Origin of the sequence: Vibrio celticus, from assembly GCF_024347335.1 — a bacterium.
GTDB lineage: Bacteria > Pseudomonadota > Gammaproteobacteria > Enterobacterales > Vibrionaceae > Vibrio > Vibrio celticus.
In genome coordinates, this window is sequence record NZ_AP025463.1 from 2,986,792 (window position 1) to 3,000,360 (window position 13,569).

The following is a 13,569-nucleotide window of genomic DNA, read 5'->3' on the forward strand; positions in this document are numbered from 1 at the left end:
TTTAACACTTCGCCTCAGAAGCTTATTAAATATAGTTTTAATGACCAATGTGACAATAATAGGTAAGGATTAGTTCAAGAATGGCTTTTCTGACCTAGGAGTAACATCTTTAGGGATATTGGTATAAAATAGCAGACAATTTTGAACAATAATTAGGATCGATCGGCAATGGCTGAATACGTATATACCATGTCTCGGGTGAGCAAAACTGTTCCACCTAAGCGTCAAATTCTTAAAGACATTTCTCTTAGCTTTTTTCCTGGCGCTAAAATCGGTGTTTTGGGTCTAAATGGTTCAGGTAAATCTACCCTACTACGTATCATGGCTGGTATTGATACTGATATTGATGGTGAAGCTCGTGCACAGCAAGGCCTTAAAGTAGGTTACCTACCGCAAGAACCTGTACTAGACGAATCAAAAACCGTTCGTGAGATCGTAGAAGAAGCGGTTTCTGACGTTGCTGACGCACTTAAGCGTATCGATGCGGTTTACGCAGCTTACGCAGAGCCAGACGCAGATTTCGATGCACTTGCAAAAGAGCAAGGCGAACTAGAAGCGCTGATTCAAGCAAAAGACGGCCACAACCTAGAAACAGCTCTAGAGCGTGCTGCTGACGCACTTCGTCTTCCTGAGTGGGATGCGAAAATTGAATTCCTATCAGGTGGTGAGCGTCGTCGTGTTGCTATCTGTCGTCTACTTCTTGAAAAGCCAGACATGCTGCTTCTTGATGAACCAACCAACCACTTGGATGCCGAATCAGTAGCATGGCTTGAGCACTTCCTAGTCGATTACAGCGGTACTGTTGTGGCGATTACCCACGACCGTTACTTCCTAGACAACGCTGCAGGCTGGATTCTAGAGCTTGACCGTGGTGAAGGTATCCCATGGGAAGGTAACTACACGTCTTGGCTAGAGCAAAAAGACGAGCGTCTTAAGCAAGAAAAAGCGGGCGAAAGCGCACGTCAAAAGACAATCGAAAAAGAACTTGAATGGGTTCGTCAAAACCCTAAAGGCCGTCAAGCTAAGTCTAAAGCTCGTATGGCTCGTTTTGAAGAATTGACGACTGGCCAATACCAGAAGCGTAACGAAACCAACGAACTGTTCATCCCGCCAGGTGAGCGTCTAGGTGACAAAGTTCTTGAAGTGAACAACCTAACTAAATCGTTTGGTGATCGCGTTCTTATCGACGACCTATCGTTCAGCATGCCTAAGGGCGCTATCGTCGGTATCGTTGGTGCCAACGGTGCAGGTAAATCAACACTATTCAAGATGCTAAGCGGCGCAGAACAGCCAGATTCAGGTACAGTTGAACTAGGCGAAACCGTTAAACTTGCTTCTGTTGATCAGTTCCGTGACAGCATGGACGACACTAAGACAGTATTCCAAGAGATCTCTGAAGGCGCTGATATCATTAAGATCAACAACTTCGAAATCCCTGCGCGTGCTTACTGTTCTCGTTTCAACTTTAAAGGCAACGACCAACAGAAGATCATCGGTGAGCTTTCTGGTGGTGAACGTAACCGTGTTCACTTAGCGAAGCTGCTAAAAGCGGGCGGTAACGTACTGCTACTCGATGAGCCTACCAACGACCTTGACGTTGAAACGCTACGTGCTCTTGAAGAAGCACTGCTTGAATTCCCTGGCTGTGCAATGGTTATCTCGCATGACCGTTGGTTCCTTGACCGTATTGCGACCCATATCTTAGACTACCGTGATGAAGGTCAAGTTAACTTCTACGAAGGTAATTATACTGAGTACACTGAGTGGCTTAAGCAGACTCTAGGCGCACAAGCGGCAGAACCGCACCGTATCAAGTACAAGCGTATCGCTAAGTAAATAAGCTTGTATTTTGAACAAAGGCCGCGATAATAGCGGCCTTTGATGTATCTGGCTTACGTGTAATGCATCGATATAGAGAGATTACTTATGGTTGAAAGACGTCAATTTTCACGAGTTATTTATCAAGTTCCGACTGAGATCTCACAAGGACACGTAAATGTATCAGGCTCAGTGCAAGACTTATCACTCCATGGTTTACTCATTCAATGCAATGAATCAAAACAACTTAGCCATGATGTCCCTGTTCAAGTGAGCTTTAAACTCGAAAACAGTGATATCAATATTCAGTTAGAAGCAACGATAGTCTCTACCATCAATACCTCAATGCGTTTACGCATAGAGCATTTAGATATTGATAGTATCAGCCACCTTAAGCGCCTTGTGGAGCTTAATGTTGGCGACGATGAACTGCTTTATAGAGAGATTGAACACCTTACCGATTTAGGTAGTGAGTGACATCTCCATTACCCTTTTTCTATTAGAAGCATTTAGTTAATACAGAACCATGTCTAAAAAACTATCCATTACTATTCCCTCCAGTCAGGGGGAACAGACGTTTTACTTCGGCCGTAAGGCTGTACTCATTTGCACTACTGCCATTTTTTCAGTACCGCTATTAATTGGCGGAGCGGCGTACATGCACTTCGAGAGTAAACAAGAACTCGCGCTACAAGCGGGTGATGCCCAACAGTTGATTGAAACGCTGATTGTTGAAAAAGAACAAACTGAGTTTCTTTATGCTGAGCAAGTAGAAACCAACCATTCGCTATCGCAAACACTGACCGAGAAAGAAGGCACGATTCAGCTACTTGGTAAGCGTGTATTCGATGTGGAATCAGTACTGGGTCTTGCTGATGAAGAACTGCTTACCGATGATATTTCTTTAGAAGATCGCATTGATGCGGCTGCAGTCGATTCAGCAGTAAGAGCCACGATGTTCCGTTTGATTCCAAACGACAGTCCGATGGCTTATCAACGTATCTCTTCTTCTTATGGTAGCCGCACTAACCCTATTTCAGGCAAACGCCATGTACATACTGGTATCGATCTAACGTGTAAGCGTGGTGAAGATATTGTGGCGCCTGCAGATGGAGTCATTGAAACGGTACGCCCAAGTAAAAAAGGCTTCGGCAACTTTATTACTATGCGTCACTCGTTTGGTTTCATGAGTTCTTATGCGCACCTACAGAAGTTCAAGGTACGTAGCGGTCAGTTTGTGAGTAAAGGTGATGTGATTGCGAGCTGTGGTAACTCAGGTAACTCAACCGGCCCACACTTGCATTATGAAGTACGCTTCCTTGGTCGTTCATTGAACCCTCAATACTTGATGGATTGGACACCGGAAAACTTCAACTACGTGTTCGAGAAAGAGAAAAAGGTTAAGTGGGGCCCACTGGTTCAACTGATTGATAATGTGGTTCGCTTGCAGATCAACCTGACTAACGTGCCTTACATTAGCTCGACCATCGACACCGTATCGAGTGAAGAGAGTAAGAAGCCTATTACGACTAACTAGTTGTTACTGGCTAGCTAGTTGTTAAGAGCTAAGAGCTGTTGATTTGGCCTATGATGATCTAATTGCTTTTAGTCTACTGTAGGCCAAATGCTTTCATAGCGTTCAGCACAAACAAAAAGAGCGACCAGATGGTCGCTCTTTTTTATGATTTCAAATCAGTATTAACCACGATGAATCGAGTCATGTGCTTGTTTTAGAAGACTTTGGCTCTCTTGCAAGAATTGTTGTGAGTAGTCACCAAACCAATCACTCACTTGGTTGAAGCTCTCAACAAACTTAGCCTTATCTTTGCCATCTAGAATTTCTAACGCTTCTCCGAAACAGCTATGGAAGCGTCGAATCATCTCTATATTCTCATCCGAAGACAGAATGATATCACCGTACAAATTCGGGTCTTGAGCAAACAGACGACCAACCATCGCAATCTCAAGTCGGTAGATTGGTGAGCTTAGCTTCAGAAGCTGATCGATATTCGGGTTCTCTTTACTCAGGTGCAAGCCGTAAGCAAAAGAGGTGAAGTGACGAAGTGCTTGAATCAATGTCATGCCGTGATCGTGTTCAGCTGCATCCATCTGGCAAAGGCTCGCGCCCCAAATACCAAATTGATTCAGTAACCATTGGTAGCTTTCAGCACCACGACCATCATTGTACACAATCACCTGCTTAGCAAGGCTTGGAACATCAGGACCAAACATTGGGTGCAATCCAACCACTGGGCCTTGGTGCATGTTCATCATTGCTTGTAGAGGTTTAGATTTAATTGACGTCAAATCACATAAAATACAATCGCTTGGTAGATTACCTAGTTTCGCAATCACACCTTCTGTTAGGTGAATTGGAACCGTAACAACCACAAGCCCAGCATTATCTAAGATTTCGTCGGCCTTATCCCAATCTTGGCTGCCAAGGATTTTTACTTCGTAGCCAGACAGTTTGAACATACGACCAAACAAGCCACCAAGTTGACCATTACCACCAACGATAACTACCGAACGTAATTCTGGGTTAAGACACTTAAAACCAGAATCTTTCTCACTGGCATAAGACTCACGCATAGTACGACGCAAAATATCTTCGATTAACTGTGGTGGAACCCCTATTTTCTCGGCTTCTTGACGACGAGATGCCAGCATCGCAGCTTCACGTTCTGGTACATAAATAGGTAAACCATGTTCACTTTTTACTTCGCCTACTTTCTCTACTAGAGCAAGGCGTTGAGCCAGTAAATCCAACATTTGTTTATCGACAGCATCGATTTGGTCGCGTAATTCGTTCAGTTCAACGGCCATTTTATTCCTTACTAATCTATAAGCCCGTGCCAATCTATCAGCCCACAATCACGTAGGTTCGCTAGCAACAGATCTTAAAATGCCCCATTAGATGAGGCACTTAAATTTAAACTCTAACTAACCTTTCAAGCGGTTCTCTAAGAACGGGACTAATTCCGTATGTGCATGTTTCAATAGTGCCTCAGTTGAATCCCAATTGATACACGCGTCGGTAATAGAAACGCCGTATTTCATCTCATTGAGAGGTATATCCGAAGATTGGTTTCCTTCGTTAATATGGCTTTCAATCATCAGGCCGATAATCGATTTATTGCCTTCACGAATTTGGTGAATCACATCTTCTGCAACTAAAGGTTGGCGGCGGAAATCTTTGCGAGAGTTAGCGTGGCTACAGTCGACCATTAGCGCTGCCTCTAAGCCAGATTTACCCAGCTCTTGCTCACATTCGTGTACCGATACTGAATCGTAGTTCGTCTGCTTACCGCCACGTAAAATCACGTGACCATTTGGGTTACCTTGCGTAGTTAATAGTGCAACTTGGCCTTCGCGGCTGATACCCATGAAACGGTGGCTAGAAGAAGCCGCCTGCATTGCATTGATTGCAGTGCCTAGGTTGCCATCGGTACCGTTTTTAAAACCGATTGGCATTGAAAGACCACTTGCCATCTCACGGTGAGTTTGAGATTCAGTAGTACGTGCGCCAATCGCCGCCCAGCTGAAGGTATCTGCTAGGTATTGCGGGCTAATTGGATCTAGCGCTTCTGTCGCCAATGGAATTTCCATCTCAGCGAGTTCAACAAGTAGCTCACGGCCAACATGCAGACCATGCTCAATATCGAAAGTGCCGTCTAGATGCGGGTCATTGATCAAACCTTTCCAACCCACAGTGGTACGAGGTTTCTCAAAGTAAACACGCATAACAATATACAGTTGGTCGCTAAGTTGCTCAGATAAGGCTTTTAGGCGTTTCGCGTACTCTTTCGCAGCTTCAATGTCATGGATAGAACATGGGCCACATACAACAAGCATGCGATGATCTTTCTTATGAATGATGTTTGCGATAGTTTGACGAGACTCTTGAATGAAACGACGAGCATTATCACTCAAAGGCAGTTTTGCTTTTAACTCTTCAGGAGTAATCAGTACCTGTTCGTCGATGATATTGACATTGCTTAATTCACTTTTCTGCATAACTCAACCTGTATATTTATTTTTACACCCAACATTTCCATTTGGGCTAACAATCTTTAAAAACACAATAACAGCTAAAAAAACGATTGCAAGTGTAAACAATAAAAAACATTCACCGTAAAATTTAATTTACACACCAACTTTAACTCACTCTAAGGGATAAATAGGTTTAAACCACGGATCGCAGATACAAAAAAGGCGATATTTATCATATCGCCTTATCTAAAATTATTATGTGTTTATTTATCACTCACTGCCTAGCATTCGCTTAATCGTCTCCGAGGTCTCTTTCCACCTAGCATCCGAGTGAAGTGTCGACAAATCAAAGCTGTGTTTTTTAAGCAATGAGTTGGCTAAAGGCACCTCTTGAATCGCTAAGTGATCCAGAGCTTCAATTTGTGCATCTCGTTTATTACACATCAACACCATGTCACAACCTGCATTCAAAGCCGCTTTCGCTCTGTCGGCTGGTCCGCCCATTATGGCAGCGCCTTCCATCGTTAAATCGTCAGAGAACACTAAACCTTTAAAACCAAGCTGCTGCTTCAATACTTTCTGTAGCCAATACTGTGAACCGCTCGCTGGTTGATCATCATAGTGAGAGAAAACCACGTGCGCAGGCATCATGGCATCCAAGATTCCCGCTTCAATTTGAGCCTTGAAGATTGCCATGTCGGTTTCAAAGATGTCGTCTCTAGGGTCATATGGCGTCTCTAAGTGAGAGTCAGCAATTACACCACCGTGTCCAGGGAAGTGCTTTCCTGTTGTCGCCATGCCAACCGACTTCATGCCTTTGATGAACGCGCTGCTATGACGAACAATGGTATCAACATCTTCACCAAACGCTCGGCTACCAATCGCTTTACAATCGTGACCTTTATCTAATACAGGTGCAAAGCTCAGATCGATATCATGGGCAATCAATTCTGCCGCCATCAACCAACCCGCTTGTTCTGCTAGCTGTTCGCCATTATTCTTGGTCGCGAATTCTTGAGCAGCTGGGATAATTGAAAAGCCATCGCGGAAGCGCTGAACTCTGCCACCTTCTTGATCGACACCAATCAAAATAGGACGTTTCGCTACCTTGCGGATCTCTTTGTTTAACGCCGATAGCTGTTTGCTATCGTGGTAGTTTCGAGCAAACAAGATGAGACCACCAACAGTTGGGTGCTCTAAAATTTCTCTGTCTTCAGCTGTCAGCTCGTAGCCTGCAACATCAACCCACAACGGTCCCATATTTATCCCTTATTAAACCTAATTTCATAAACTTCCCGAGATTATTCTCTTTAAATTTGCTTTACAATGTTTTTAAACCAATCTGTGGAAGACTTTAAGAATGCAGTGCAAGAGCTTAGAAATGGATCATAAAGAACTGTATATCGGTGTGATGTCAGGGACGAGCATGGACGGCGTTGATACAGCCTTAGTGTCGATTGAAGATACGCGCATCACATTGCTTGCTCATGATGAGTTTCCAATGCCCGATGACCTCAAAGCACGTCTGCTTGAAGTTTGTATTGGTCAGAAAACCGATTTGATTGCCATTGGAGAACTCGACCACCAGCTTGGCCATCTATTTGCTGATGCGGTTCTGCAACTTCTCGACAAGTCAGACACACCTGCATCTTCTGTGACTGCGATTGGTAATCATGGCCAAACGGTGTTTCATCAGCCAACAGGCGAATCTCCATTTACCATACAGCTGGGTGATGCCAACATCATTGCCGCTAAAACACAGATTCAAACCGTCGCTGATTTTAGACGTAAAGACATGGCATTAGGCGGACAAGGTGCGCCATTAGTCCCAGCCTTCCACCATACGATTTTCCACCCGCAAGACAGCTCGGTTGTGGTGTTGAATATTGGTGGTATCTCGAATATTTCAGTGCTGCGCCCTAATCAGCCAACGCTTGGTTATGATACAGGTCCGGGCAATATGTTGATGGACGCTTGGGTTGATAAACACACGGGTGAGAAGTTTGACCGTGATGCGCAATTTTCGCTTAAAGGTCAACTCAATCAAGCTTTACTCGAACAGTTGTTAAATGAGTCTTATCTATCTCAAATGCCACCGAAAAGTACCGGTAGAGAACTATTCAACCTACCTTGGCTAGAGCAACAATTAACAGAATTTAAAGATCTTGCAGTAGAAGATGTTCAGCGCACGCTTTGTGAATACACCGCATTGACGATAGCCAATGAAGTGGAGACTTATCGCTTGGGTAACCAGCCTGCACTGTATGTGTGTGGCGGTGGGACACGAAATCCATTGTTGATGAAGAGACTGTCTGAACTGCTTCCAAGTTGGGATGTGGATTCAACCACCAGTAAAGGCGTGGATGCCGATTACATGGAAGCGATGGCTTTTGCGTGGCTTGCTCAACGTCATATTCACCAACTGCCAAGCAATTTACCAGAAGTGACTGGCGCAAGCAGAGCAGCCTCTCTAGGCGTTCTCTATCGTGCTGACTAAACAGCTTTAGAACCATCATTTTAGAATCACCATTTAAGGATCATTATGAGTAACGACGCTCTCATATCAGCGCTCTCGCACCTCATTTCGGAGGGGAGAAACCCTGATACTATGGATATTGATCTGCTCACCTCTCTCGAAGTGGTTGAAAAGATTAACCAACAAGACAAGCAAGTCCCACTGGCAATTGAAGCTGAACTGCCACAGATCGCGAAAGCGGTAGATAAAATTGCTCATGCATTTCAAAACGGTGGTCGACTGATTTATATGGGCGCAGGCACCAGTGGTCGATTAGGTGTGTTAGACGCCTCAGAATGCCCACCGACTTTCGGCGTCTCAGACAAGATGGTTATCGGCCTAATTGCTGGCGGACCAGAGGCGATTTTAAAAGCCAAAGAAGGTGCAGAAGACTCGCTGACTCTCGGTATTGAAGATCTGAAAGCGATTCAGTTTTCAGAAAATGATGTCGTGGTGGGCATTGCTGCGAGCGGTCGTACACCTTACGTGATTGGTGCACTCAACTATGCCAATCAGCTTGGCGCAGTAACGGTTGCATTGTCTTGTAACCCTGACTCTCCAATTGCTGAAGTCGCTCAAATCGCAATTAGCCCGGTGGTTGGCCCAGAAGCATTAACAGGTTCAACACGACTCAAATCAGGTACGGCGCAAAAGTTGGTGCTTAATATGCTGACCACAGCCAGCATGATTCGTATAGGTAAGAGCTACCAAAATCTGATGGTCGACGTAAAAGCGACCAATGAAAAGTTGGTTGCCCGCGCTGCTCGTATCGTTATCCAAGCAACGGAGTGCGACAAAGCTCTGGCAGTTTCGACACTTAAAACGACTGATTACGATGTGAAGTTATCTATTTTGATGATTCTAACAGGGCTAGATTTAGAGTTAGCCAAGGCACAACTTGATAAGCAAAATGGCTTCTTGAGAAAAGCAGTCGAGAATAATCAGTAATCTTAATTTGGCTTGTAGCTTCTCATTTAGACAGCTACTTCAACGACATACAAAAAGACCAGCACACACGCGGTACTGGTCTTTTTTTAGTTTTAATTTTTTATGGCTAGCTTGGGCTTAATAGTCGTTTGAGAACTCGTCCCAGCCGCGTTGCCATTCCATACGGAAACGTTGAGCGTCTTCCGTACCAGAACACACGCCTTCATACACCTGACCAGACAAACCAATCTGATAAGCATGGTTCGGATTACAATATTCAGTCACACCTAGGTGATAACCTTCTGTGTAACTCGCTTGATCGACTGCGCCAAGCTCAGTCATCTCTGAATACGAACGCTGAGTGTGACCTTTAATACCATCACGATAGCCAATCTCTTGCCAATTGCCTTCAGCTGCTAAATCTTGAACATTGGCGCTGCATCCTGCAAGGCTAAATGCCACGGCGAATAGTGCGATTATTTTTTTCATTTCAGTCCTTTATATTTACCTAGCCACTTCCTGACGAAGCGTTGCCTTTGTGCTGATTCTCCGCTGAACACTGGCTGATGTCCACTTATGTCTGTTATCTGCCACTGATATCTATTGGTTACCACTTAAAGCAGATAAGTCACCACTTATCAGAAGCAAGACACTTCTCAACACGAATAACCAACCGCTCTACAAACGTAGCAAACCACTCAATCAGTTATAACACCACTTAATTGACTATTCGACCACTCACTCTCATAGCGGGAGTTTCTTCTCATACTCTTCTTTAATATACACCCTGACTTAATTAATACATTCAGGGATAACAAATTATGATGTGGTTTCTTACCTGTGTTGCAGCACTCATTGGTGGCTACTTTATTTACGGTGCCTTTATCGAGAAGATTTTCGGTATCAATGAAAAGCGTCAAACACCTGCTCACACCAAACAAGATGGCGTGGACTACGTTCCAATGTCGACGCCAAAGGTTTACCTAGTTCAGCTGCTTAACATTGCAGGTGTAGGTCCAATCTTCGGCCCTATCATGGGTGCCCTTTACGGCCCAGCAGCGATGCTTTGGATCGTGCTAGGTTGTATCTTCGCAGGTGCAGTACACGACTACTTCTCAGGTATGTTATCTATCCGTAATGGTGGTGCTTCAGTTCCAACCATCACTGGACGTTACCTAGGCAATGGCGCAAAACACTTTATGAACATCTTTGCCATTGTTCTACTGCTTCTCGTTGGTGTGGTATTCGTATCTGCTCCTGCAGGCATGATCACTAACCTAGTGAACGACCAAACTGATTTCGCGATGTCTGCAACAACCATGGTTGTTATCATCTTTGCTTACTACATCATCGCAACGATTGTCCCTGTCGATAAAATCATTGGTCGCTTCTACCCACTGTTCGGCGCACTGCTTATCTTCATGTCTGTTGGCCTAATCACTGCGATTGGTCTTTCTGACGAGCACCAAATCATGGGTGGCTTCGAGATGAAGGACATGTTCACCAACATGAACCCGAATGACCTACCACTTTGGCCTGCTCTATTCATCACTATCGCTTGTGGTGCTATCTCTGGCTTCCACGCAACTCAGTCTCCACTAATGGCGCGTTGTATGGAAAACGAGAAGAACGGTCGCTTCGTATTCTACGGTGCAATGATTGGTGAAGGCATCATCGCTCTAATCTGGTGTGCACTTGCTCTGTCATTCTTCGGTTCAGTTGAGTCTCTATCTGACGCAATTGCAAACGGCGGCCCTGGTAACGTGGTATACAGCGCTTCATTTGGTCTACTGGGTGTATTCGGCGGTATCCTTGCTTTCCTTGGCGTGGTTATCCTACCAATCACCTCTGGTGACACTGCATTCCGCTCAAGCCGTCTTATCCTTGCTGAATACTTCAACATGGAACAGAAAACACTGCGTAACCGCCTGCTGATGGCTCTACCACTGTTCGTTATCGGTGGCATCTTGACTCAAGTTGATTTCGGTATCATCTGGCGCTACTTCGGTTTTGCTAACCAATCAACAGCAGTCATGATGCTATGGACAGCTTCGGCTTACCTACTTCGTCACAACAAGCTGCACTGGGTAACCACGGTTCCTGCTGTGTTCATGACATCTGTGTGTATCACATTCATTCTGAACAACAGCCAGCTAGGCTTCGGTCTACCAATGCAAATCTCAACCATCATTGGTGTGGTGAGTGCACTTGGTGTTGCGGCTTACGTTATCAAGATTTCGAAAGGCAAAGGCGATATCGACCTTGCTGATGAAGAAGAGAAAGAAGCAAACGGCGTAACCAAAACTGCCTAGTTCTTTCAGACTCTTAATAAAAGAGGCACGTCTTCATAGAGAGGCAAAAGAACAGCCAAACACACTTCGCTTGCTCCCGTAATCACCCAGTGATTCGTGGATATTAAGACTAAAGCCCGTCCTATGTGATGGGCTTTACTGTATCTCAGCATTGAGAAGCAATCGTCACTCGATATAACCAACGAAAACACAAGCAAAGCTACCGTTACCACGCAATGAGCTTTACACTTAACAAGCGTCTCAATAGGTGAAAATATGGAACTCATTCTCTCTCTGCTGCAACAAACCTGTGTCTACTTAGTGATTGCTTACATGCTAAGTAAAACGCCATTGATTCTCCCTTTGTTGAGCATCTCTTCACGCTTAAGCCATAAAGTCAGCTGTTATGTTCTGTTTTCTCTGTTCTGTATTATGGGCACCTATTTTGGACTGCAGATTAATGACGCGATAGCCAACACTCGTGCGATGGGTGCGGTAATGGGGGGTCTGTTTGGCGGCCCCGTGGTTGGCTTTGCCGTCGGCTTTACTGGCGGTATTCACCGTTACTCATTAGGCGGCTTCACAGACTTAGCTTGTGCTATTTCCACCACAGCAGAAGGCTTGATTGGCGGCCTATTGCACGTTTACTTAGTCAGAAAGAACAAAGCGAGCCAGTTGTTTAATCCATTGGTGGTTTTCTCGGTAACCCTGTTTGCAGAGATCATTCAGATGCTGATTCTGCTGGCGGTCGCAAAACCCTTCGAACAATCCTATGCTCTGGTCTCCGATATTGCGGCGCCAATGATCATCGCTAACTCGGTCGGTGCCGCGCTGTTCATGAGCATCATCCAAGACAGGAAAACCATCTTCGAAAAGTACTCGGCTACCTTCTCACGCCGCGCATTGACCATCGCCGAGCGTTCGGTGGGTATTTTACATGGCGGATTCAATTCTGATAACGCACAAAAAATCGTACGTATCGTTTATGAAGAGACCAATGTTGGTGCGGTAGCGATTACCGACCGAGAAAAAATTCTTGCGTTCGTCGGCATTGGCGATGAACACCATATTCCAAATACCCCGATTTCATCGCAAAGCACGCTCACTTCGATGGAACAGAACGACATCATCTATCTTGATGGCAAAGAGAACCCATACCAATGCTCCCTATCGCAGGATTGTAAATTGGGCTCTGCGCTAATTATTCCACTCCGCGCGGGTAACGAAGTGGTCGGCACCATCAAACTGTATGAGCCAAAACTAAAGCTGTTCTCAACCATCAATATGTCGATGGGTGAAGGTATCGCTCAGCTATTATCGAGCCAGATCCTATTTAGCAACTATCAGCAGCAGCAAACGCTACTGACACAAGCGGAAATCAAATTGCTGCACGCTCAAGTGAATCCACACTTCTTGTTCAATGCGCTTAACACCATCAGCGCAGTAACACGTCGTGACCCAGATAAAGCTCGAGAGTTGATTCAGCACCTATCTCACTTCTTTAGAAGCAACCTAAAGCAGAACATCAACACCGTGAAACTCAAAGACGAACTGGCACACGTCAACGCTTACCTGACCATAGAGAAAGCACGCTTTACCGATCGACTAGAAGTGGAATGGGATATCGACCCGCAACTTTATGAGTCACAATTGCCGAGCTTTACCCTGCAACCGCTGGTAGAAAACGCCATCAAACATGGGATATCTAATATGTTGGAAGGCGGTAAAGTGAAGATCTCTAGCGAGGCTTTCGAGGGTGGGTTCAAGTTAACCGTTGAAGACAATGCAGGTAATTATCAGAAGCCATCTCAAGATCATGTAGGTTTAGGGATGGAAATTGTTGATAAACGACTCACTAATTTCTTTGGACAAGATTCAGCACTAAAAATAGAATCTCAACCACAGCAATTTACTCGAATGAGCTTTATCATACCTATACTCAAATAATGGTATTTTCGGGGACGGATCGCTCCGAGTTGAAACATTTAGAAACAGACATTTAAAAGATAAGCGTGAACCAAGCAG

Annotated in this window: 11 protein-coding genes; 7 read left to right on the forward strand and 4 right to left on the reverse strand. The window is 44.9% G+C overall.

The window, feature by feature from the left end:
* The first annotated feature begins 168 nt into the window (after positions 1-168).
* The 3 genes from ettA to OCV19_RS13445 all read left to right on the forward strand — a co-directional run bounded on the left by ettA (position 169) and on the right by OCV19_RS13445 (position 3,355).
* Positions 169-1,836, forward strand: a complete 1,668-nt coding sequence (gene ettA, locus OCV19_RS13435; RefSeq protein WP_017056147.1) for an energy-dependent translational throttle protein EttA — start codon at positions 169-171, stop codon at positions 1,834-1,836.
* Positions 1,837-1,926: 90 nt separating this feature from the next.
* Positions 1,927-2,295: a PilZ domain-containing protein gene (locus OCV19_RS13440; protein ID WP_048615035.1), complete on the forward strand. Its 369-nt coding sequence runs from the start codon at positions 1,927-1,929 to the stop codon at positions 2,293-2,295.
* A gap of 49 nt (positions 2,296-2,344) precedes the next feature.
* The gene (locus tag OCV19_RS13445) at positions 2,345-3,355 is read left to right on the forward strand and encodes a M23 family metallopeptidase (RefSeq protein ID WP_048606822.1); all 1,011 of its coding nucleotides are present in this window, start codon (positions 2,345-2,347) and stop codon (positions 3,353-3,355) included.
* A 161-nt stretch (positions 3,356-3,516) separates the two neighbouring features.
* Here the strand turns inward: OCV19_RS13445 and tyrA are convergent, their stop codons facing one another.
* The 3 genes from tyrA to nagZ form a co-directional block, all read right to left on the reverse strand.
* Positions 3,517-4,644, reverse strand: coding sequence for a bifunctional chorismate mutase/prephenate dehydrogenase (gene tyrA / locus OCV19_RS13450; RefSeq protein ID WP_065676742.1), 1,128 nt, complete (start codon positions 4,642-4,644; stop codon positions 3,517-3,519).
* A 117-nt stretch (positions 4,645-4,761) separates the two neighbouring features.
* On the reverse strand, positions 4,762-5,835 hold the full coding sequence (locus OCV19_RS13455) for a 3-deoxy-7-phosphoheptulonate synthase (RefSeq protein ID WP_017059354.1): 1,074 nt from the start codon (positions 5,833-5,835) through the stop codon (positions 4,762-4,764).
* A 246-nt stretch (positions 5,836-6,081) separates the two neighbouring features.
* Entirely contained in the window at positions 6,082-7,071 is a 990-nt protein-coding gene (gene nagZ, locus OCV19_RS13460; RefSeq protein ID WP_065676741.1) for a beta-N-acetylhexosaminidase, read from the reverse strand.
* 121 nt (positions 7,072-7,192) lie between these two features.
* Here nagZ and OCV19_RS13465 point away from each other — a divergent pair, with 121 nt between their 5' ends.
* Positions 7,193-8,308 carry an anhydro-N-acetylmuramic acid kinase gene (locus OCV19_RS13465; RefSeq protein ID WP_065676740.1) on the forward strand — a complete coding sequence of 372 codons (1,116 nt, stop codon included), beginning with the start codon at positions 7,193-7,195 and terminating at the stop codon, positions 8,306-8,308.
* Positions 8,309-8,353: 45 nt separating this feature from the next.
* Positions 8,354-9,274, forward strand: coding sequence for an N-acetylmuramic acid 6-phosphate etherase (murQ, locus tag OCV19_RS13470; RefSeq protein ID WP_065676739.1), 921 nt, complete (start codon positions 8,354-8,356; stop codon positions 9,272-9,274).
* Positions 9,275-9,391: 117 nt separating this feature from the next.
* Here the strand turns inward: murQ and OCV19_RS13475 are convergent, their stop codons facing one another.
* Complete coding sequence (locus OCV19_RS13475) at positions 9,392-9,742, reverse strand: DUF2799 domain-containing protein (RefSeq protein ID WP_017098352.1); 351 nt, start codon at positions 9,740-9,742, stop codon at positions 9,392-9,394.
* A 332-nt stretch (positions 9,743-10,074) separates the two neighbouring features.
* On the opposite strand from OCV19_RS13475, the gene OCV19_RS13480 reads away from it, so the two are divergent.
* Together OCV19_RS13480 and OCV19_RS13485 are read left to right on the forward strand one after the other, a co-directional pair.
* Positions 10,075-11,565: a carbon starvation CstA family protein gene (locus OCV19_RS13480; RefSeq protein ID WP_065676738.1), complete on the forward strand. Its 1,491-nt coding sequence runs from the start codon at positions 10,075-10,077 to the stop codon at positions 11,563-11,565.
* 255 nt (positions 11,566-11,820) lie between these two features.
* Entirely contained in the window at positions 11,821-13,491 is a 1,671-nt protein-coding gene (locus OCV19_RS13485; protein ID WP_048606801.1) for a sensor histidine kinase, read from the forward strand.
* Positions 13,492-13,569: the final 78 nt, after the last annotated feature.